We start from the raw sequence: 21,357 nt of genomic DNA, 5'->3' as shown, positions 1-21,357 counted from the left end.
GAATAGGTGGGCGGTCCGTAAACTCATGTAACGGACCGCCCACCTATTTTCGTATGTTAAGTGCTTACGTACTCGTTGTTGTCACACCCGGCACGTCGACCGTATTCTCAACCACGTTAAACGTCTCTTGTACCCATGGGAAGGCAAACTCGAGAAGCAACCAGGCCACGAGAACAATCAGCAGGATCGACCAGACAACCTTCAACCACTTCGGGCCCGGCAGCAGGCGGAAGATAGCGGCATACATTTATGCGCCCTCCTTCTCAGACTTCAGTTCGGGTGGCAGGCCCTCATCGCGCTCATACCAGTGTTGGAACTCCAGGTGCACGATATAGCGATGACTGTTACCAAACTGGCCTCCAGTCTCAGTACTACACGTGGTCATCGTTAGCATCCGCTTTGTGGGAGTGACGTCAATCGGCTGATCAGGAACTGGGTTAATAACCTCCGTCTGCTCTGGAAGCACAATCTCTTTTTGCACTACCTTGTATACCAAGAATGCGTTCGAGGTTTCCATAACCACGGGGGTGCCCTCTTCGAGAGTATCCACATAACGGAAGTTGTTGCCATACGATCGCCTGTGAGCAGCAACAGCGAAGTTGCCAACCTCGCCCGGCCATTGCGTGAATTCATAGTGTCCGCCCAGCGCCTGATCCAACAGGTACTGTGCAGTTCCATGCACCACCGGAACTTTCATATTGTCCCAAACGGGTATGTGCAAAATGCCCATGGTTTCGCCATAACCCACCGGGGTGAACTCTGGTGGAGCCTCCGTATGAGCCGGAGGAACCTTATCGACAGCAACCTTTGGAAGTTTTGCTTCGAAGTCACTGATCGCCTGCTCCCGGTCTGCTTCGACCTCCCAGGAGGTCCAGTACAGTTGCCAGAAGATAAACAATCCAATCACAAGCGAAGCTGTGATCATGAGCTCGCCAAGCACACCAATAAACCTAATAAAAAGGCTTGGTTTTTTGCGCGCGGCTGAGCGTCTGCTGGGGTATGGACTAGTTGTCATTGTTAGCCGTCACTTTCACAAAGTTGAATACCGGCTGTTGATTCACGGCACTAATTCTAACTTTTGCTTCGTCTCGAACACTGTAGCCCAAGTTGAACCGTGCTACGTACTCGCCCAGGACAGCGATCTGTGGATCCTGAGCGAGCGCGCCACGCATTTTCGCAGCATCTCCAATCGCCCCGATCTCGTAAGGAGGCGAGTAGAGCTTACCGTCGATGTTGATTACATTCCCCACGCATGAAACCTTCGAGTCAGCGCGAACGAACCGGCCCTGCACGCTGAGTGCCTCCGCACCGCCGCTTCGTAGGGCATTAAAAACCGCCTCTATATCCTGCTGGTGGATTACGAGGTCGTCTGCCACAACGCCCTCCGGTAATGGTTCGGGTATCGGCGCGTCATTCAACGTTACCGTGACGCCCGGTCCTGCCAGCTCCACACGCGTACGTTCCGACACGGGCAGTTGCGGCTGGTCGGGCACAGCTGTGATCATCTGGTCAATCTGCTTGTACATTTCTTCATTGTCCGCGGATAACTCCTTCACGGCAGCTTCTTTGCGGGCCACAAGAGACAGCAAATCTGAGTCGTATCTCGAGCCAACCGAAGGGCGGAACGTCATTGAACCAGCAAACAGTAATCCAGCTAAGAAGAGCACAAATCCGCGACCAAAGATGTGTTTCATGCGCTCTGAAAAAGGAGTTTTGCGGCTATGAGTAGCTCCGCGACTGGGCGCGCCGCAGTGAGCGCCGCGCGTTTCCGCGTGTTCCACTAGCCCTCCTCTTCGCGATATCTGTTACTTTTGGTACGCTATTACAAGATTTTAATCATTCGCCCAATCCAGTGTAACCAGTGTACGGGTGGGGCTCTGTCGGAAGGTATTAGGCGTGCCTGAATCAAGAAAACGCAAGAAGACGTCCAGCTCGTCCCATTCGGATGATTTGGAAATCAAATCGTGGACTGACGGCATCCCGCTCTCACCGTCTTGGTGGGCTCCCACGTTCGTAGCTTTGCTGATCATTGGCCTGCTCTGGCTGGTTGTCATGTATATGACGGGGGCTCGCTTCCCGATTCCTGGCATTGGCAACTGGAATCTTGCAATCGGCCTTGGTTTCATGATGACCGGATTCCTCATGACCCTGCGCTGGCGTTAAAGTTTCACTCAAAATGGTGGGCTGATTGCCCACCATTTTTGTGTTTTCTAAGCCCGTTCTAGCACGGCTGTTACCGGTGTAAGGCTGTAGCTGCCGAGAGCTTTGAAATATAAAGGGAGGTCGAGGCTCGCGGCCTCAACCTCCCTTATCGAAGAAGCTAAGTTTGGCTTACTCTTCGGTTTCCTCAGCAGATTCTGCCGGGGTTTCGACGATGTCAACATCGGTGTCGAGGTCCGCCCAGTACTCTTCTGCCCAAGGATCTTCGATCGGCTGGGAACGACGCCAAAGCAGGTAGCCAACGCCAGCTGCTGCGGTACCGAGCAGTACCCACCCGAACGTCTTAGCTACCGTACCGGCAACGGACTTCTTCGGCTTTGTTAGCTCCTTGCGGCTGGCCTCACCCGCGCGCTGTACGCGCTCTGCAATAGTGCCGTCCTTCTTCGCTGCGGCGGAGGCTGCACGAGCAGCCTTCTCGCCGCGCTTGGCGTAATCACTGGCCACAGCCTGAGCGTCATCCAAGTAGGGACGAACGCGATCTGCGGCTTCCTCTAGCACCGGGGCGGTTGCCTTAACCGTCTCATCCCACAGGTGCTGAGCGCGAGGAGCAACCCATTCTGCGCCCTCTTGCGCCAGGTTCTGCGCTTTTGTTACAAACTCTTCGCCATGACGCATCGCGGCCTCAGCTGCGGCATCGGCCTCACGATGGAGCTTCTTAGTGTCTAGCTTGCCCATCATTTCCTCCGTTACGTTGAGAATCAGCTTCGCGTTAGCGAAACACTATCCCTTCCATTTTGCACTGAAACTGCGCGCATTGCAGGATGAACGGGCCGAGAATCTTGGACGATCAAGAAAGACATATCCAAACAAATCTGCGACAATCGCAGTATGAAAGCAACAATTCACACGAATAAGGGCGACATCGCCATCGAACTTTTCCCCAACCACGCACCGATCACAGTGAAGAACTTTGCGGAACTTGCGCAAGGCGAGCGGGAGTGGACGCACCCAGCAACGGGTGAAAAGACCAACGCACCACTTTACGACGGCGTTGTTTTCCACCGCGTTATTCCCGGCTTCATGATTCAGGGCGGTGACCCTCTTGGCATTGGCGTTGGCGGCCCCGGTTACAACTTTGACGACGAGATCCACCCGGAGCTGAACTTTAACGAACCGTACGTACTTGCAATGGCTAACGCGGGCAAGCGTATGGGTCGCGGCACAAACGGCTCGCAGTTCTTCATCACCGTTGCTCCAACCACCTGGCTGCAGGGTAACCACACGATCTTCGGCAAGGTTATTGACGACGAATCTAAGGCGGTTGTTGATGCGATTGCCGCAGTCCCAACGGGCATGAATGATAGGCCGGTTGAGGACGTTGTAATCGAAACGATTGATATCGAAGAGTGAGCGATCAACCACGCTACGGTGAACGCAGGTCACAGCCCGCTGTGGCCTGCCCTCGCCACCCAAACCTCCCCGCCATTTCCACGTGTAAACGGTGCGGAAGGGGCACCTGCTCGGACTGCACTATACACACTGAAGTAGGTTCAATCTGTCCCGAGTGCGCGAGTAGTAGCACGCGCGCCCGCGTGCGCAGGCCTTCATATCGCTTGCAGGGCAAGAGCATCACCACTTGGATTCTTGGCATAACCATAGCGGTTTCGCTTCTTGCTACGGTTTACAAGCCCCTCCAGGTTTGGCTGATGTATGTGCCCGCCTGGTCAATGCACGAGCCGTGGCGCCTACTCACGGTTGCCCTCGTGCACGGTGGGCTTTTGCACTTGGGCTTGAACATGTTGACGCTCTACATCGTTGGTAACCCCGTGGAACAGGTCCTTGGGGCCGGGCGCTACCTTGTTCTGTACGCGGCTTCTGCAATGGGTGGATCACTGTTTGTGCTGACGTGGGGATTTGTTGATCCCACTTCTCTAGTGGGAGCAACGGTGGGCGCATCGGGCGCACTGTTTGGTCTATTTGCAGCTATTTTCGTGCTCCAAAAGGCCTCTGGCGCAGATACAACGTCGATTGTGGTTTTGCTGGCCGTGAACCTGGTTTACGGATTCGTAGTGTCTGGAGTTTCGTGGCAAGGCCATCTAGGTGGTTTGATCACGGGCGCGCTGGTTGCATGGATTTTGGTTCGCCTGGCAAGACCGAAGCCCGGAAAGACTGAAAAGAGCCAAACCACCGCCACCGTGTTGGCATCTATTGGGATTTTTGTAGCGCTGTTGACCTTGAACTACGGGATCTACTGGGGGCTTATTCAGTTATACGGCTGAGTTATACACAGCTTTCCACAACTATTTCGAACCCGACCTGCTGGTTTTCCACAGGTCGGGCTCGATTTTTGTTTGCGCATTGTAAACTGTGTGAGATTCCAAGGAACTACATTGTGAAAACTACATATGTGTAAGTTTCCCCAGGTGTGGATATATCTGTGCATAAGTGGTGTTTGTTAGAGAATCTGAACGAATATGCTGCATAGCGCCGCAGTGTTTCCCAAATCGCGCCCCACAAACGGCTTCGGTTATAGACAACCGCGCGGACAACCTTGGGCATCAAAAAACCCGGCCTATTCGGCCGGGTGGTTGTGGAGTTCACGGGGCACGTGTCGAACTCGTGCCGGCTCGCGATCACCTTTTGTTGGTGGCCATGGCAGCGTGAGGCGCGCTCAACCTCCTCGTCGTGGTAGAGGGCAAGCATCCCAGAGATTTCCTCAACCACCTCGTCCTCGCTGGCTTCAGGCGGAATAGCGGGACTCAAGATTGATTTTATGCAATCTGATCGCCTCGAGACTCTTACGCTATACGGCTGGATTGCTCAAAGCGCTCTCAAGCATCGGCTCGTGGTGAATTTCCACGGGAGCACCAAACCTGGGGGAGAAAACCGAACATATCCGAACATCGTGACCAGCGAAGCGGTGCTCGGAAGCGAACAATACAAGTACGGTCGCCCACCCACAGCCACTCATGATGCAACCTTTCCATTCACTCGCAACATTATCGGCAAAATGGATGCAACACCTGTTATTTTCTCGAATTCCACACTCAAAACAACGGTTGCACACCAGCTCGCCTTGAGCATTGTCTATTCCTCCGCCATGCTCCATTTAGCGGATTCAGCCGCAGCCTATGAAACATGGCCTGGGCGTCACCTTCTACGAGCACTTCCAACGGTGTGGGATGAAAGCCGTCTTCTTGCTGGCTTCCCAGATGATTACGCAGTTTTCGCTCGAAGAAATGCTGACGAGTGGTTCATCGGAGGAATCTCAGACGAGGCTCGCTCCCTCTCGATTCCCCTCTCATTCCTAAATCAAAACACCACATACACAGCAACGATCTTCAGCGATATAAACGATGGTCGAGCTCTCACTATCAGCACCCAGCGAGTAACCTCACGGGACTCACTTGATCTGCGCATGCTTCGTCATGGCGGTATCAGCATTCATATTTCTCGCACTCCTCTCCCCTGCGAAGATCACACGGGAACGTTATTTGAAGCCGAGTTGTCTCATAGCTCCGGGCAGGCATCGATCTCCCCGTGCCCCGGCTGTTCAGGCGGTCGCAAAGTAGGAAATCTGGGAAGTAACGGCGCAATCACTTTTCCGAATATCTCGGTAGACCGGGCAGGAATTTACACACTGTCAGTCGGATACCTCTCTGAAGATCCTTGCTCTTTCCTGCTACGCGTCAACGACCGCAATATTGTGGTGGCACCTCCACGTTCCGGGAAAGGAAATGACGGGCAGCCCAGCGGATGGGAAATCGTCCGAACCGTTGATATTCCAGTCGAACTCCACTCCGGTACAAATACTGTGACCATCTCAGGGAACACCCCATGGGCTCCTGATATTGATCGAGTGATTGTTCGCTAGCGACGTCTGTGGGTGGAGGAGAAAGCTATAGATCCCCTCCACCCACAGTCCGTTTTCACGAGAAAAGATCCCTATTTGACCTCAGGAAGGCGCCCCAGAGTTCCTCCTTCGATGAAGTCTCCGGGCACCAGGATCGAGGCGTTGCGCGCCTCGGAACCGGCTAGGCGTTCCTGCGCGAGCAGCACGGTCCGCCTCGCCAATTCACGCACCGGTTGCGCAACCGTCGTCAGGTTCAAAAGCGGGGAAGAATACGGACCGGTCGCGTCAAAGCCCGTCACCGACACCTGCTCCGGGCAGGCAATCCCTCGCGACGCCAAGTGTTCCAAAATTTTCACCGCAATCAGATCACTTCCCGTAATGACCGCAGTACACCCGGCATCAATCGCCCGGTCAATGCCGTCGAAAAGATCCTCACCGTAGTCGCTGTGAGACGTCACGATATGTGGCTGGACGCCGTCGACAACCAGCTGGGTAATGAAGGTTGCGGTACGGGCATGCAGGGTGGCCGCGAGGGGGTGGCTGGTGGCGGTGACAGCAACTTTCCGGTGTCCATAGGCCACAACTTTTTGCGCCAGCATCGCTTCATACGCGGGATCGATGCGCACGGAATCAAATTCAGGGCGGGTTTCCCCACAGCCGATAGTAATGAGCGGGACGAAGGAAGCCGCATACTGCATGGCCTCGTTCGATACTCGACCAGAAGCAACGATAACCACGCCCACCCCGTGTCCCACGAGGTTGTTAATGGCCTGCATCTGGCCTTCTTTGCTGTCACCTCCAGCGGTAATCAGCAGTTCTAACCCGAGTTCGTCGGTGTGCGCTTGGAGTTCCTCTGCAACTTTCCCATAGAAGCTGTGTCCAACGTTGCGCACCAAAAGGCCGACAGTGGTGGTGCTGGAACTGGCGATCCCAGCAGCACCGAGGTTTCGCACATATCCGAGGCGGGCGGCAGCTTGGCGCACAGCGACGCGCGCTTGGGAACTGACGGCGGGATGCCCAGAAAGTGCGCGGCTGGCAGTCGCCTGCGACACTCCCGCTTCTTGAGCCACATCAATGATGCTGGCTCGTTTCTTTCTGGGCATCCTCGAACATCCGCCTTTCAGTGAGTGGTGGGGTATTCCCCGACGTCAGCGCGGGGTTCCGACCGTCCAAGTATATAGGGGACGGAAGGAAAAAATACCGGCCTCTTGGTCTTGATCGACTTCGACAAGAGCGATCTGTGAGCACTCCATCGAATTGTCGGTTTTCAGAGCGTGAAGAGCATCAGCAAGCGCCCGATCCTCTTCGCTACTCGTCCCCGCAACCGCATAGGCCAGGCTGAAATGGGGGCCAAACGGTGGATCCGTGAGCGCCTCCCCCAGCCCCGCGTCAACGATGCTGTCACGCACAGCGTCGATCAGCCTCGTAAATGAGGGGTTCTCTGGGGAAATCACTTCCACTGCCCGTTCCTGGACGGCCGGCGGAGCGAAGGTCAACGTGAAGGGGTCGATCTGCGCCATGCGACGATCCATCTGCGAGCGCAGTTTCTCCCATTGGGCGTCACTGATCTCGTCTCGATACAGATCGAGGCGTTGCACCGTCACGTGGATGCACTCCGGCGGTTGGATACCGATCTGCGGGAGCGCTGACAGGGGTTTTTCCGCCTCGCGCACCAAGTCCCACAGGGGGGAATCCTCGGGGGGCGCGAGGTAGAAGTGGAGCGCACCATTTCCTCGGCGCCACCGCGTATCCTCACGATCAAAAAAGCGTCGCATGGTTCCGACCTTTTATTTCTCCGAGGAATCCGCGGGAATCACCCACAGGGACTCGCGGGAGATCACACAGGTGACCTTCTCTCCGGCAGCATGAAGTTCATTCATGCCGTGAGAATGGCCTTCGAGGGTGCCCGCCGCGGTGTCCAGGACGTAGGTGTTGACCGAGCCGTCGAAGGCTGCGGAGCGCACTGTGGCTTCCAGAACCACGTCTCTGCCCTCCCCTGCCTGCTCGTTCCCGGATGCATCCAGGCCGACCGCGGTGTTTTCTGCTCGGACGACCAACTCCACGTGATCGCCAACACCAAGTCCGGGGACTCCCGCGGTGTCCAGATCACCCAGCGGGGTGGCCACCAGGTAGCGGTCGCCTCGTACCTCACTGACCGTGCCGGCCACGAAGGATGCAGTTCCCATGAAGGAGGCCACGAAGCGGTTCACCGGGCGATGGTAGATTTCACGCGGCTCCCCGACCTGCTCGATGGTGCCCGCGCTCATCACCACAATCATGTCGGACATGGTGAGAGCCTCGGACTGGTCGTGGGTCACGAAGATCGCGGTAAGTCCCAGACGCTGTTGGAGTGCACGGATTTCGCTACGCATGCGCAGACGCAGGCGCGCATCCAGGTTCGAGAGGGGTTCGTCGAAGAGGATGATCTTCGGTTCCATGACGAGTGCTCGCGCCAGGGCAACGCGCTGCTGCTGGCCTCCGGACAGCTGATGCGGGTAGCGGTGAGCGTACTGTTCGATCCCCATGAGCGCCAGACCGTCAGCGATCCGCTGCTCACGTTCTGCGGCGGGGAGCTTCTGGTAGTTCAGACCGAATCCCACGTTGTCTTTCACCGTCAGGTGTGGGAAGAGCGCGTAGGACTGGAACACCATCGACATGGGGCGCTTTTCGGGCGGGACAGACACCAGGGACTGACCGTCCAGGGTGATTTCGCCTTCCGTAACGTCCTCAAATCCGGCGATCATACGCAGGGTCGTGGTCTTCCCACAGCCGGACGGTCCCAGGAAGGTCACGAATTTTCCGGCCTCAATGTCGAGGTTGATGCTGTCAACAGCTCGGAGCTGCCCCTGCTTGGCATCGTAGATTTTGGTGACAGAGCGCAGCTGGAGTGCGCCTGCCTGCGTGTGGTGTTCAGTCGTCATTTCACTACCGTCCTGGTGGAGCTATTCAGTCGGTTAACAAGAAGGTTGGCGATCATCAAGATGATGAGCACGAGGCCGATGAGGAGGGTGCAGTAGGCGAAGGCGTGGCCGAAACGCCCGGCATCAACCTCGTCCAAGATCTGGGAGGTCATCACCTTGGTTTGAGGCGTCGTAATGAAGATGATCGCGGTGATCATGGTCATGGACTTGGTGATGCCGTAGGTGACGGCGGTGACGATGCCGGAACGCACCAGCGGAAGTGTCACTTTCACCAGGGTGGACACCTGGCTGGCTCCCAGGGATCGCGCGGCTTCTTCCACCTGCGGGTTGATCTGTTTGAGCGCGGAAATACAGGCCTGCTGGCCGGTGGGGATGGCGCGCGCAATGTAGACCAGGATGATGGCGATGGCGCCGCTTCCGACGGCCAAGCCACCTGCCAGAGTGGGCAGAATCTGTTTGCCGAACAGCCACGTGGGGTTGGAGTAGGCCAGGGCGAATCCCAGACCGAGGACGGTGCCGGGGATTGCTATACCGAGCATGCCCCAGAAATCCAAGATTTTACCGATCTTCGGGAACTTGCGGACGACCAACCACGCAATAATCAGCGCCATGACGGCTGCGATCGGAGCGGCGACCAGGGTCATCGACAGCGTTGTGACAATTGCGGAGGATCCCAGGCGCTGGACGTACCAGAAGTGTTCCATCGTGAAGGTGTTGTCAACGCCGAGGATCTTGACGAAGCTTCCCACGAAGAGCGTCATGTAGACGACGATGACGAAGACGATCCACCCGTAGACGGGGACGAGCATGGGGATCTTGACGCTGGACGCAGTGACCTCTTTGAGGGAGCCCACGGGCTTACCGGTCACGGTGATCACAGACTTACGGTTCGACCAGTATTTCTGAACGGCGAACACCGTGAGTGCGGGCAGGAGCAGCACCAGGGCAATTCCTGCGGCACTTGCGATGTCACCGCTTCCTGCGACGGCAAAGTAAATCTGACTGGCCAGGACTCGGAAGTCACCGCCCAGTACCAGGGGGTTTGCCAGGTCAGCGATGCCTTCAACGAAAAGCACAAGGAAGGAGGCCAGCATTGCGGGAACCACCATGGGGATGGTGACTTTCACCAGGGTACTCAGCGGCTGCGCTCCGAGGGTGGCGGATGCTTCGAACAGGGAGTTGTCGAAGTTTTCCATCATGCCGCGGATATTAAGGTAGGCCACGGGCGCGAAGGTCAGGGAGAGCACCATGACCAGACCCACCAGGCCGTAGATGTTGTTCTCGATGCCGAAGATTCCGTACGTGATGATGCCGCGCTTACCGAACAGGGTGATGATGGCGGTGGCCGTCGCAAAGGGCGGGGAAATCGTGGGCAGGAGGGTCACCCAGTGCAGGAGCTTCTTCCCGGGGAAGGTGAGGAACACTTGGGCGAATGCGGTGACGAATCCGATGAAGGTTCCGACAATTCCGACGCACAGTCCCAGCACCAGGGTGTTCACCAGGGTGTCGACGTTGGCGCCGAAGGATTGGGTGATAGCTGCCAGCCCGCGTTCGGACACGCCGATACCGATGAGTTTGGCAACGGGGATTCCCAGGAGGAGAATCAGCCCGATAACTGTCACCGTGGTGATGAGGGCGACGGGGATGTCGAGCTGTCGACCTTTACGCAGCTGTGGAATGCTCATAGCTTGTCTCCAATGAAAACGGCAGGAGAGACGCACACGGGTGCGCGGGTTCCTCAGTGGGTTCTCGCGCACCCCGTGGTCTCACTTGGCGGAGCTTGCTCCGGCGATCTGGCTTTCGAAGATGCCGATGTAGTTGGCGCGAGAGTCAGCTGCCTTGCGTACATCCCAGTCCACGTGCTTCACGACGTCCTGCTTGGGGACGTTCGGACCGACCTTGGCGTCAGGCAGGGTGGGTGCTGCGAAGGAGGGGACGTCCGCGTAGAGATCCTGAGCCTTGGTGGTCAGCAACCAGTCCATGTAGGCCTTGGCGCCTTCGGGGTTGCGTGCACCCGCGAGGACGGAGACTGCGCCCACTTCGTAGCCGGTGCCTTCCGAGGGGTAGGTGGTGACCAGGTCGGAATATCCGGCCTTGTTGGCCTTTTCGCAGTCGGAGTCGAGGGCGATGGCAACGGCCACCTCACCGCGTCCGGCCTGTTCGGTACCGGTTGCTGCGGACTTGGAGAACTGCATGATGCTGGGAACCAGTTCCTTGAAGTAGGAAATGGTTTTCTCCTGGTCGCCGTTGTTCAGGGTGGCGACGGTGTACATGGCCATGTAGCCAACGCCTGCGGTGGCAGGGTGCGGCATGGCAATGCGCCCCTTGAATTCGGGCTTGAGCAGGTCCTGCCAGGACGTGGGAGCCTGTGCGCCGATGCGTTCGAGTTCCTTCTTGTTGGAGCAGAACGCAATGGAGTCGGTGTAGAAGCCGGACCAGATGCCTTCGGCGTTGTTGTACTGCGAGGGCAGTGCGGAGGCGTTCTTCGAGACGTACTTTTCGATCTTGCCCTTGTCGTTGGCGACGAGGTGGTTTTCGGCCTGGCCGCCGGACCAGACGTCGAATTCACCGGGGTTGGTTTCGAGGCGGGCGAGGACTTCGCCGGCACCCAGGCGAACGTAGGTGGCCTTCTGACCGGTTTCCCTGGTGTAGGCGGTGACGATCGCCTGGCAGAAATCTTCCTGCTGGGAGCAGGCAATGTTCAGGGTATCTGCCGAGGCGGAGCCTCCCTGGGTGCTCTGGCCTTCGGGGGCAGAGCAGGCGGCGAGAGAGAGTGCCAGGAGTGCGGCGGGGAGAGCAGTGTAGCGTGCGCGCATCATTGAGCCTTCCGTTGCAATATATGTTGTCTATGCACAGTTCGGAGTTGTGGATACGTTTCCACACCGGAGATAGTAGAGCATTTGCGGCAATCTCGTCAAGAAATAGGGACTTGTCCCCGAAGCTTTACCAAATCGTAATCTGCATACGTTTTCATACGGGAGGCAGATTTTCTGATGCCCTTTTCCGAAGAACTCTGGATTCATTCAGGACACGTATATTCACGCGCGTATTCACACGCACATTGCGACAATAAAAGAAAAGCGCCGCAATCACTGAGATCCTCAGGATTGTGGAGCTAAGGGGACTCGAACCCCTAACCCCCTGCTTGCAAAGCAGGTGCGCTACCAATTGCGCCATAGCCCCTATTGGGAATCTGTTAGTCCATCGAGTTGGATGGTTCAGCCTGGACGGGCTGCCACAGATTCTTATCGTCTGAAAGATCGCGGGTGATCTGGTAAGTCACAAGACCTACTGTACCAACGATCCCACCAATAACTAGATTTCGTAGTCCTTCGCGAATCATACGAGCCTCCGTTACTGTGATTCAAACGCCTGTGGGCCTAGCTGGACTCGAACCAGCGACCTCTTCCTTATCAGGGAAGCGCTCTAACCGACTGAGCTATAGGCCCTTGCGCTCTCGCACCAAATAAGATTACCCAACGCAGTTGGACAATTCCAAACCGCCATCAGTGACAATCCTTACATTGGAACGATTTGGAGCGATCAGCACTTTCGTTTCGCAGCTTGGTTATTCGTCCATGAGGGTCACTCGCACGCCGCCAACAAGTGCAGCAACGAGATTATAAATGAGTGCCCCAAGCGTGGATAGCGCCGTGAGGATCACGATGTTCACCACGCCCACCAGAGTTGCCATGGACATCACCTGCGGCAAACGAGCGTAATCAAGTAGTTTGACGAACGATTCGGCACCAATACTGACCAGGAAGTGCTCGATGTCAGCGAAAACGTGCATGCCATCGAGCATCAGCCAAATCACGAACGCTGCAATAACCGTTGCGATTGCAAAGGCAACAGAAAGCATGAAACTGACCTTCATCACGGTCCATGGGTCAACTCTGGCAACTGCCAGCATCACCTGATGCGGGGTGTCCTGCTCCCAATCTTGCTGAACGTCAGATCGCGAGGTGTCGCTCATTCGTCACCTTCCTCATTTCGAGCCGCGGACTCGGGTTCGACTCCTTCGGCAATCTCACTGGCATTTTGTGCTTCCGAGGTTGCCGTGTCCTCATCATCTGAGTCTACTGCCTCGGAATCATCATCCAACTGTGATTCCAGGTTTTTAGTGATTGCGATAATACGGTCATCCTTCGAGGGACGCGCGAAGGTCACGCCCTGCGTGTTACGGCCGGTGCGCGGAACTTCGCTTACCGCGCTACGCACGATGTTGCCACTCTCCATGATGACAAGAACCTCGTCCTCTTCGGTGACTTCAAGGCCAGCTACGAGATCGCCGCGCTCATCCACGAGGTTCGCTACCTTAACGCCAAGGCCGCCGCGGCCACGCGTTGGGTAGGTGTCGATAGCCGAACGCTTGGCAAATCCACCCTCTGTGATGACGAGGAGGTCGCGGCCTTCATGTACGACGTCAAGAGAGAGCAAGTAGTCACCGTCACGGAACTTCATGCCGCGCACACCCGAAGTTGCACGGCCCATGGGACGCACAGATTCGTCACTCGCTTCGAAACGCAGAGCCTGCCCCATCTTGGAAATGAGAATTAGGTGCTGGTCGGCATTCACAAGCTTCGCCGATACCACCGCGTCCGGCTCCCCATTGACGTCCCGAAGGTTGATTGCGATCAGGCCACCGCTTCGCGGCGAGTTGTAGTCCTGAAGGGCAGTCTTCTTGACCAGGCCCGACTTGGTTGCAAGAACCAGGTAATCGGCTTGGTCGTAGTCTTTGATGGCGAGGACGTCGCTGATCTCCTCATCCGGCTGGAAAGCGAGGAGATTCGCAACGTGCTGTCCGCGCGAATCGCGGCCACCCTCAGGGATCTCGTACGCCTTGACGCGGTAAACGCGGCCAAGGTTTGTAAAGAACAGCAACCAGTGGTGGGTCGTAGTGACGAAGAAGTGCTGCACGACGTCGTCTTGACGTAGCTTCGCGCCCCGAATTCCCTTACCGCCACGGTGTTGACTCTTGTAGGAATCCACGCGGGTGCGCTTTGTGAAACCGTCACGGGTGATTGTGACAACTACGTCTTCTTCGGGGATGAGGTCTTCAGTGGACATTTCGCCCGAGAACGGAACGATGCGCGTACGCCTATCATCACCGTACTTCTCGACGATTTCAGCGAGCTCTTCTGAAACGATCTGACGCTGACGCTCCGGCTTTACGAGAACGTCTTCAAGATATGCCACGCGGGCAGAAAGCTCTGCGTGCTCGTCCATGATCTTCTGGCGCTCGAGCGCTGCTAGGCGCCGTAGCTGCATAGCGAGAATTGCGTCTGCCTGAATCTCGTCGATCTCCAGGAATTCCATAAGGCCTGCGCGCGCATCGTTCACGGTTGGTGAACGCCGAATCAATGCGATCACTTCGTCAAGTGCGTCAAGTGCCTTTAGATAGCCATTCAAGATATGCAGGCGTTCGCGTGCCTTATCCAGGCGGAACTTGGTGCGACGCACAATGACGTCAATCTGATGCTTGGTCCAGTAGTAGATGAAGCCGTCGATGGAAAGCGTCCGGGGAACACCGTCAACGAGGGCAAGCATGTTGGCGGGGAACGAATCTTGTAGCTGCGTGCGCTTGTAGAGGTTGTTCAACACGACCTTCGCAACCGCATCACGCTTCAGAACGAGCACAAGACGCATGCCTGAACGACCCGAAGTCTCATCGCGAATATCCGCAATGCCCTGGATTACCCCGTCCTTTGCGAGTTGGGCAATCTTGGCTGCGAGGTTGTCTGGGTTGACTTGATAGGGCAACGAGGTGACTACCAGGCAGGTACGACCCTTGATCTCTTCAACTGTAACATCTGCGCGCTGCACAATCGGCCCGCGCCCGGTGCGGTAGACCTGCTCAATGCCTGATTTACCGAGGATCGTTGCGCCCGTCGGGAAATCAGGACCCTTGATGATGCCGAGGAGTGCTTCCAGTAGCTCTTCGCGGCTTGCCTCCGGATGATCCAAGTGCCATTGCACGCCCTCAGCAACCTCACGAAGGTTGTGCGGCGGGATACGAGTGGCCATACCAACTGCGATACCCTCAGACCCATTTACGAGAAGGTTCGGGAAGCGTGCCGGCAATACCGTTGGTTCCTGATTCCGACCGTCATAGTTGTCAATAAAGTCAACTGTCTTTTCGTCGATATCACGAACCATCTCCATAGCCATGGGATGCATGCGACACTCTGTGTAACGCGGAGCAGCGGGACCCAGGTTACCTGGCGAACCGAAGTTACCCTGACCGGCTACCAGGGGGTAGCGCATGGACCAGGGCTGTACAAGGCGAGCGAGCGCATCGTAAACCGAAGCATCACCGTGCGGGTGGTAGTGAGAGAGTACGTCTCCAACTACGCGCATCGACTTGTAGAATCCCGCGTCTGGCCTGTAGCCGCCGTCGTACATGGCGTAAAGAATCCGTCGGTGTACCGGCTTTAGACCGTCACGAACCTCGGGCAGTGCACGTCCCACGATTACAGACATCGCGTAGTCGAGATAGGAGCGTTGCATCTCAACTTCAATGTCAACGTGGCTAATCTTCTGAGCCACCGCGGCACCGGTTTGTTCGGTTGCGGCTACCTCATCAGGAGTCTGCTTTTCGTCACTCACGTTATTTCCGTCCCTTATAAGCTTTCGATCCGAATTTGACCAGGTTGACTAGAAGTCTAGGAAGCGCACGTCCTGCGCGTTGCGCTGAATAAATGAACGCCTAGATTCCACGTCGTCTCCCATCAGAACGGAGAACACTTCGTCAGCCGATGCCGCCTCGGCAACATCTATCTTCTTTAGTAGTCGCCTTGAAGGATCCATCGTAGTGTCCCAAAGCTCGTCGTGGTTCATCTCACCAAGGCCCTTGTAGCGTTGCACGCCACCGGTCTTAGGAAGTCTGTATCCCGCATTCTTACCCGCTGCGAGTTGTTCGTCACGCTCCCTATCGGAGTAAACGTACTCGTGTGGTGCGTTGGTCCACTTGAGTCGGTAGAGAGGCGGCTGCGCCAAATACACGTGGCCCTCTTCCACCAACGGACGCATGTAGCGGAACAGCAAAGTCAGTAACAAAGTGGTGATGTGCTGTCCATCAACGTCAGCATCCGCCATCAGCACGATCTTGCCGTAGCGAATCTTGGAGATATCAAATTCCTCTCCAATACCCGTGCCGAGTGCGGAAATGAGGTCGCGGATTTCGTTGCTGTCCAGCGCGCGATCAACGCGTGCCTTTTCAACGTTCAAGATCTTGCCACGCAAAGGCAGGATGGCCTGATGCTCAGGATCCCTACCCATAACGGCGGAACCACCAGCCGAGTCGCCCTCTACGATGAAGATTTCACAGTCGTCCGGGTTGCGCGACGAGCAGTCGCGGAGCTTACCCGGCATCGATGCGGATTCCAGAACGCTCTTTCGCCGGGTCGCTTCCCTTGCCTTGCGCGCAGCTAGGCGCGCCTCCTGAGCAGCTAGAGCCTTGAGGATGATTGCTTTCGCATCCGTCGGATGCGCATCAAACCAGTCACCGAGCTGCGTGTACACCTGCTGCTGCGTGAAAGTTCGGGCCTCGGCGTTACCGAGCTTGGTCTTGGTCTGGCCTTCGAACTGCGGCTCTGTGAGCTTTACCGACACAACAGCGGTTAGGCCCTCGCGAATATCATCGCCCGTGAGGTTATCCTGCTTATCCTTAAGGATTCCCTTCTCACGCCCGTACTTGTTGACGATGGAAGTTAGCGCGGAACGGAAGCCTTCCTCATGCATACCACCCTCAGTGGTATTGATTGTGTTCGCGTATGTGTGGATCGTTTCGGAGTAGGCTCGCGTCCACTGCATCGCAATTTCAATAGACATGGAACCTTCAGCGTTCTCATTTTCAAAGTCAATGATTTCGCTGTTGATGACTTCCGCCTTCTTCGTCTTGTTAATGAAGTTGACGTAGTCACGCAACCCGCCTTCGTACATATAAGTAACCTGGCGGAAACCGGAAATTGGGTCGTCATTTGATCCGAGGTCGTCCCCGGTGATCTCGTCACCCTCGTCGATAACACCTGGACGTTCATCCGTGAGGGTGATCCGCAGGCCCTTATTCAAGAAGGCCATCTGCTGGAAGCGGCTGCGCAAAGTCTCGAACGAAAACTCAACGGAATCAAAAATTGAAGGATCCGGATAGAAAGTTTGAGACGTGCCGGTCTCGTCGGTCTCTTCTCCGCGAACAAGATCGGTGAGGGGGTGCCCGCCGTTACCAAACGTCTGCCTCCACACGTAACCCTGGCGACGCACCTCTGTTTCTACGCGAGACGAAAGCGCGTTAACCACCGATATACCCACGCCGTGCAGACCACCAGACACAGCGTATCCGCCGCCTCCAAACTTTCCGCCGGCGTGCAAGATGGTCATTACCACCTCTACGGTTGGGCGACCTTCCGTGGGATGAATGTCCACAGGAATACCGCGGCCATTATCTTGAACGGTGACTCCGCCGTCCTCGCGGATCGTAACTTCAATATGATCGCAGTATCCGGCCAATGCCTCATCAACTGCGTTATCAACGACTTCGTACACCAGGTGGTGAAGACCGCGCTCGCCCGTTGAACCGATGTACATACCCGGTCGTTTGCGAACAGCTTCTAGACCTTCCAAAACGGTAATGTTCGATGCGTCGTAACCACCATTTTGCTGTGCCTGGCGAGCTTCTAGGTCAGCCAAACTAGCCCCTTTCTAGCGGGAAGCAAACTGCGCCCGGGCTAAACCCGAAAGATCAATCAGATGCGGGACTTCAAGCCACGAAAAGATGGCTGTCAAAAACCGCATAAACACGCAGATTTACACTTAAAAACCTCTATAATCTTACCACTTTTTGTCATATCCACAGATTCGAGCAACGCACTGCACCTCAGTCAACCTTGTAATTTAAAAACCCCAAAAATGGCGGCTAAAAGTCATTCACAACGGTGGGAAAAGCTGTGTATAACTCTTGGAAACAGGTTTTATTGTGACCTCTTTACTGGATCACTCACCCGTATGTATCACGCGGACCGCGACCGGGAACGTGTAAGCGGCCCTTTCTCCACGAGGGTGCCTGAGGTCCTCTGATAATGACCCGCTTTACCGCGTTCTCTCCAAAAGCCTGCGCAATCTGCTTCTCTAATGTGGGAAGCAAAAGCTTCATTTGATTCGCCCAGGCGGTTGACGAGGTCTTAACTACAAGGACGTTGTCTTCAAACGTCTCTACCTTGCAATGCTGTGCAACTGAAGCACCTACAATACTCGGCCACCTAGCTGCGATCGTGGCAATGTTTAGCACTGAAGACCAGCCAAGTCTGTTGACCAAATTGCCAATTACATTATCCACCGGCTGGGGGTCGTATTTTGATGGACCCGTGCCCAATTTGGAGGTAGCGAGTCCTTCCTTCGAACCCCCATTATAATGGCCGTAACTACTGCGACCAGATCCGTCGCCCTTGGTACGAAATGAGCTCGCGCGTGATTTACCACCGCGCTCACTCAGTAACCGAACCTTAGCAGCCGTCTGCGGATAGTAGCCAGAGTCTTGCGCAAGTTGCTTTTGCCGGCGCACTGCCTCCTGGGCGTAGCTAGCTGCCTGTGCTTCAAACCCATTCTTTGTTGTCATGGAGCACTCGCCCCATCAAAGCCTGCCGAATCATGGTTATCACTTGACGGAGTTGACGAGCCGTCAATACCTCCTGGCTGCGGTCCTTCGACAATAGAACCTTCCTGCCGGTCGAGTTGAACCGTCATTACCTTAGCGTCAAGTTCTGCTGGCAAGTCCGTGCCAACAGCTGCGGTTATGAACACCTGCTCCGCACGCTCTATGGCTCCCAATACGGCCTCTCGTCGTTTACCGTCGAGCTCGGAAAACACGTCATCCAAAATCAAGATAGGAGGATCTAGTTCCTCACCAATTCCAGCTTCGCTAGTAAGAGCCTCAAATGCGCCTAATCTCAGAGCTAATGCAACCGACCAGGATTCGCCGTGGGACGCAAAACCTTTGACCGGCATCTCATCGAGAGTCATCCCAAGATCATCCCGATGAGGTCCAATTAAATTCACGCCCCGTGCAATCTCTTGGTCAACCACCCTACTCAGCGCGAGTCGGAGTCGTTCCTCGTATGCCCCGGGCTCTTCGAGAACTTGCCAAAATAGATCTCCATTATCAACCTGGTCAACCTCATTTAACGAGTGTTGATACCTTAGAGTAAGCTTACGAGCTTCCTCGGAAACGATGTCATGAGCCAGAGTGACGGGCTGATTTAGGGCTTGAATGGTCTTCAAACGATATGCGAGTACCTGGCGGGCCAGCGGAATGTACTGCTCATTCCAGATCTCTATACCCGAATAGTCTAGGTACCTACCCGCTCTACGATCTTTTCCCAACTGTTTTAACAGAGCCGCACGCTGTTTTGCCACCCGATCAAAATCGTTTTTGACAACTCTGGCAGCAGGCCACATTTGCGGTGCTATTTCATCAAGAAACTTGCGTCGGCCACTTGGATCACCCTTGACTAGGTCGAGGTCTTCGGGAGCGAAAATGACAACTTTGACAACTCCCATTAACTCTGCTGGGCGTACTGGTGCACGATTAAGCTTCGCTCGGTTTGCACGACCGCGAATAATTTCCAACTCCACTACGCGGTCTCTACCCCCGGTTCTTACCTTCGCGCGTACTACTGCGCCGGCTGGGGATTGCTCATCTGATTTTGCAAATCTAACGAGAGCAGTGTCGGCTGCCACGCGGTGTGAAGAAAGGCTTGCAAGGTAGGCAACAGCCTCCACGAGATTAGTTTTGCCCTGTCCGTTGTGGCCAAGTAAAACTGTGGTGCCCGGTTCAAACTCAACAACTGCGTGTTTGTAGGACCGAAAGTCATCAAGAGCTAGATGCGAGATATACATATCTTCCCCTCACTAGCTAATCTTTGACTTTTCCCTTACCAATCGGAGCCGTAAATCCCCGCGCAAATTTGCCGCGGTGCCGTTAGTGAAATCAGATTCCAAAACGGATAGGCATAATGAGGTACTTGAAGGAACCGTCTTGATCGCCCGATTCATCCTTCTGTCCGGTAATCACTGCGGGTTTAGCTGCATCAGTGAAAGAGAAACGGACGTGACTTGTGTCAATTACGCCAAGTCCACCTTCAAGGAATCTCGGGTTAAACGCAGTAGTCAAGCTACCGCCTTCGACGGTCGCGGCTACCACTTCAGAGGCCTGTGCGTTGTCATCAGTACCCGCTTCTAGATTCACTTGCCCGTCTTCAAAACCGAGACGAACAGAAGTGCGTTGCTCTGCTACCAAAGATACGCGCTTGACTGCCTCTACAAGCTCGTGGCGGTCAACCACTGCCTGAATCTGCGTATCATTCGGGAATAGACGGCGTACCGGCGGGTAGTCACCATCCATGAGAGTTGATGTAGTGCGCTTGGATCCCGATGCGAAACCGATGAGGGAGTTCGCTGCGCCCGCAGCCTCAGTATCGAAAGCTAGTTCAACGCTTCCGCCTGAAGTCATCGACTTCGCGACGTCGCCAAGCACGCGTGCCTTGACCAAAAGAGCGGTGGAAATACCGGGCTCAGCGGGCTCCCACTTAAACTCACGCATGGCTAGACGGTAACGATCTGTACCCAAAAGGGTAATAGTGTCATCCTCGATTTCCATCCGCACGCCAGTAAGGAGCGGAATTGTGTCGTCTGAGGATGCAGCAACTGAAACTTGAGCGATTGCTTGCGCAAAAACCTGGGCATCAATAGTTCCACGTACCTGAGGCATCACTGGCAACGGAGGATATTCATCAACCGACATTGTGGCCAGGGTGAAATGAGAGGTGCCGCAATCGAGGCTCATCTTCGGGCCTTCTAGCGTGAATTGCACTGGTTGGTTAGGCAATGATTTAGCGATCGATGCAAGTAGGCGACCCGAAACTAGGGCTTCTCCAGCAACATCAACGGTTGCTGGAATTTCTGAACGCGTTGAAATTTCGTAGTCAAATGATGAAAGCGTAAGAACTCCATCGGCTGCTTCCATGCGAACACCAGCGAGAATAGGCACGGAAGGACGCGTGGGAACTGTACGTGCAGTCCAATTAACTGCTTCAGATAGCACGTCGCGCTCAACGGTGAACTTCACAGTCCGCCTCACTTTCAATCATTAGTACTAGCTGTTTTACTTTACGTTATTTTATCCAATTAGGCACGTTGCTGGATCACACTCCAGCGATGATGCAAGGTGCCACGCCGCGAACCCGCAATCCACAGATTTTTCTTTTCTGTGCGGACATAGAAACAATAATTTGTAATTCCAGTAGTAGTCATAGGTTATGTGCAAACTGTGGATAAGTAGATTTTTCGTTGCTCTGTTGCACTTCTATGTTGTTAATGAAATCTGGATAACTCTTGTGCTTAAGAAGACCAGTTGTGAATACGTGAATT

20 protein-coding genes and 2 tRNA genes are annotated in these 21,357 nt (G+C 55.3%); 4 read left to right on the top strand and 18 right to left on the bottom strand.

The window, feature by feature from the left end; translation table 11 throughout:
* Positions 1–64 precede the first annotated feature (64 nt).
* Genes BQ7114_RS06965 through BQ7114_RS06955 form a run of 3 tightly spaced genes read right to left on the bottom strand, consistent with a single transcriptional unit; the run spans position 65 to position 1,781 of the window.
* A complete protein-coding gene (locus BQ7114_RS06965) occupies positions 65–247 on the bottom strand; it encodes a hypothetical protein (RefSeq protein WP_072343675.1) in 183 nt (60 codons plus the stop codon).
* The gene (locus BQ7114_RS06960) at positions 248–1,015 is read right to left on the bottom strand and encodes a class E sortase (protein ID WP_072343672.1); all 768 of its coding nucleotides are present in this window, start codon (positions 1,013–1,015) and stop codon (positions 248–250) included. It abuts the gene before it with no gap.
* The gene (locus BQ7114_RS06955) at positions 1,005–1,781 is read right to left on the bottom strand and encodes a DUF881 domain-containing protein (RefSeq protein ID WP_083431782.1); all 777 of its coding nucleotides are present in this window, start codon (positions 1,779–1,781) and stop codon (positions 1,005–1,007) included. Before BQ7114_RS06955 ends, BQ7114_RS06960 begins: the two co-directional genes overlap by 11 nt.
* Before the next feature lie 115 nt (positions 1,782–1,896).
* Here BQ7114_RS06955 and BQ7114_RS06950 point away from each other — a divergent pair, with 115 nt between their 5' ends.
* Positions 1,897–2,163, top strand: a complete 267-nt coding sequence (locus BQ7114_RS06950) for a cell division protein CrgA (RefSeq protein ID WP_072343669.1) — start codon at positions 1,897–1,899, stop codon at positions 2,161–2,163.
* Between the two features lie 168 nt (positions 2,164–2,331).
* On the opposite strand, the gene BQ7114_RS06945 is transcribed toward BQ7114_RS06950, so the two are convergent.
* On the bottom strand, positions 2,332–2,895 hold the full coding sequence (locus BQ7114_RS06945) for a hypothetical protein (RefSeq protein ID WP_083431781.1): 564 nt from the start codon (positions 2,893–2,895) through the stop codon (positions 2,332–2,334).
* Between the two features lie 153 nt (positions 2,896–3,048).
* On the opposite strand from BQ7114_RS06945, the gene BQ7114_RS06940 reads away from it, so the two are divergent.
* From BQ7114_RS06940 to BQ7114_RS06930, 3 genes are all read left to right on the top strand, one after another.
* Positions 3,049–3,570 (top strand): peptidylprolyl isomerase, encoded by a 522-nt coding sequence (locus BQ7114_RS06940; RefSeq protein ID WP_072343664.1) that lies wholly within the window; start codon positions 3,049–3,051, stop codon positions 3,568–3,570.
* Positions 3,571–3,752: 182 nt separating this feature from the next.
* Complete coding sequence (locus tag BQ7114_RS06935) at positions 3,753–4,439, top strand: rhomboid family intramembrane serine protease (protein WP_230205998.1); 687 nt, start codon at positions 3,753–3,755, stop codon at positions 4,437–4,439.
* Between the two features lie 422 nt (positions 4,440–4,861).
* Positions 4,862–6,034, top strand: coding sequence for a glycoside hydrolase family 97 C-terminal domain-containing protein (locus BQ7114_RS06930; protein WP_326844868.1), 1,173 nt, complete (start codon positions 4,862–4,864; stop codon positions 6,032–6,034).
* 71 nt (positions 6,035–6,105) lie between these two features.
* Here BQ7114_RS06930 and BQ7114_RS06925 read toward each other — a convergent pair whose 3' ends face one another.
* The 14 genes from BQ7114_RS06925 to dnaN all read right to left on the bottom strand — a co-directional run bounded on the left by BQ7114_RS06925 (position 6,106) and on the right by dnaN (position 21,055).
* Positions 6,106–7,116, bottom strand: a complete 1,011-nt coding sequence (locus BQ7114_RS06925; RefSeq protein WP_072343654.1) for a LacI family DNA-binding transcriptional regulator — start codon at positions 7,114–7,116, stop codon at positions 6,106–6,108.
* Positions 7,117–7,161: 45 nt separating this feature from the next.
* A complete protein-coding gene (locus BQ7114_RS06920) occupies positions 7,162–7,788 on the bottom strand; it encodes a 2'-5' RNA ligase family protein (RefSeq protein WP_072343651.1) in 627 nt (208 codons plus the stop codon).
* A gap of 12 nt (positions 7,789–7,800) precedes the next feature.
* A complete protein-coding gene (locus tag BQ7114_RS06915; RefSeq protein WP_072343648.1) occupies positions 7,801–8,934 on the bottom strand; it encodes an ABC transporter ATP-binding protein in 1,134 nt (377 codons plus the stop codon).
* Positions 8,931–10,619, bottom strand: a complete 1,689-nt coding sequence (locus BQ7114_RS06910) for an ABC transporter permease (RefSeq protein ID WP_072343645.1) — start codon at positions 10,617–10,619, stop codon at positions 8,931–8,933. Before BQ7114_RS06910 ends, BQ7114_RS06915 begins: the two co-directional genes overlap by 4 nt.
* A gap of 81 nt (positions 10,620–10,700) precedes the next feature.
* Positions 10,701–11,753 carry an ABC transporter substrate-binding protein gene (locus BQ7114_RS06905; protein WP_143236821.1) on the bottom strand — a complete coding sequence of 351 codons (1,053 nt, stop codon included), beginning with the start codon at positions 11,751–11,753 and terminating at the stop codon, positions 10,701–10,703.
* A 291-nt stretch (positions 11,754–12,044) separates the two neighbouring features.
* A tRNA-Ala gene (locus tag BQ7114_RS06900) sits at positions 12,045–12,117 on the bottom strand.
* A 13-nt stretch (positions 12,118–12,130) separates the two neighbouring features.
* A complete protein-coding gene (locus BQ7114_RS08915; protein ID WP_154665478.1) occupies positions 12,131–12,277 on the bottom strand; it encodes a hypothetical protein in 147 nt (48 codons plus the stop codon).
* A gap of 32 nt (positions 12,278–12,309) precedes the next feature.
* A tRNA-Ile gene (locus BQ7114_RS06895) sits at positions 12,310–12,383 on the bottom strand.
* Positions 12,384–12,502: 119 nt separating this feature from the next.
* The gene (locus BQ7114_RS06890; protein ID WP_072343643.1) at positions 12,503–12,910 is read right to left on the bottom strand and encodes a DUF3566 domain-containing protein; all 408 of its coding nucleotides are present in this window, start codon (positions 12,908–12,910) and stop codon (positions 12,503–12,505) included.
* Entirely contained in the window at positions 12,907–15,543 is a 2,637-nt protein-coding gene (gene gyrA, locus BQ7114_RS06885) for a DNA gyrase subunit A (RefSeq protein ID WP_456047805.1), read from the bottom strand. Before gyrA ends, BQ7114_RS06890 begins: the two co-directional genes overlap by 4 nt.
* Positions 15,544–15,591: 48 nt before the next feature.
* Entirely contained in the window at positions 15,592–17,622 is a 2,031-nt protein-coding gene (gene gyrB / locus BQ7114_RS06880; RefSeq protein ID WP_072343640.1) for a DNA topoisomerase (ATP-hydrolyzing) subunit B, read from the bottom strand.
* Between the two features lie 307 nt (positions 17,623–17,929).
* A complete protein-coding gene (locus BQ7114_RS06875) occupies positions 17,930–18,547 on the bottom strand; it encodes a DciA family protein (protein WP_072343637.1) in 618 nt (205 codons plus the stop codon).
* Positions 18,544–19,827, bottom strand: a complete 1,284-nt coding sequence (recF, locus tag BQ7114_RS06870; protein WP_072343635.1) for a DNA replication/repair protein RecF — start codon at positions 19,825–19,827, stop codon at positions 18,544–18,546. Before recF ends, BQ7114_RS06875 begins: the two co-directional genes overlap by 4 nt.
* A gap of 91 nt (positions 19,828–19,918) precedes the next feature.
* Positions 19,919–21,055 carry a DNA polymerase III subunit beta gene (dnaN, locus tag BQ7114_RS06865; protein ID WP_072343632.1) on the bottom strand — a complete coding sequence of 379 codons (1,137 nt, stop codon included), beginning with the start codon at positions 21,053–21,055 and terminating at the stop codon, positions 19,919–19,921.
* Positions 21,056–21,357 lie beyond the last annotated feature (302 nt).

Origin of the sequence: Actinomyces urinae (genome assembly GCF_900119695.1) — a bacterium.
Lineage (GTDB): Bacteria > Actinomycetota > Actinomycetes > Actinomycetales > Actinomycetaceae > Gleimia > Gleimia urinae.
The sequence above is the reverse complement of the archived record's forward strand: the minus strand, read 5'-3'. Positions and strand labels throughout refer to the sequence as shown.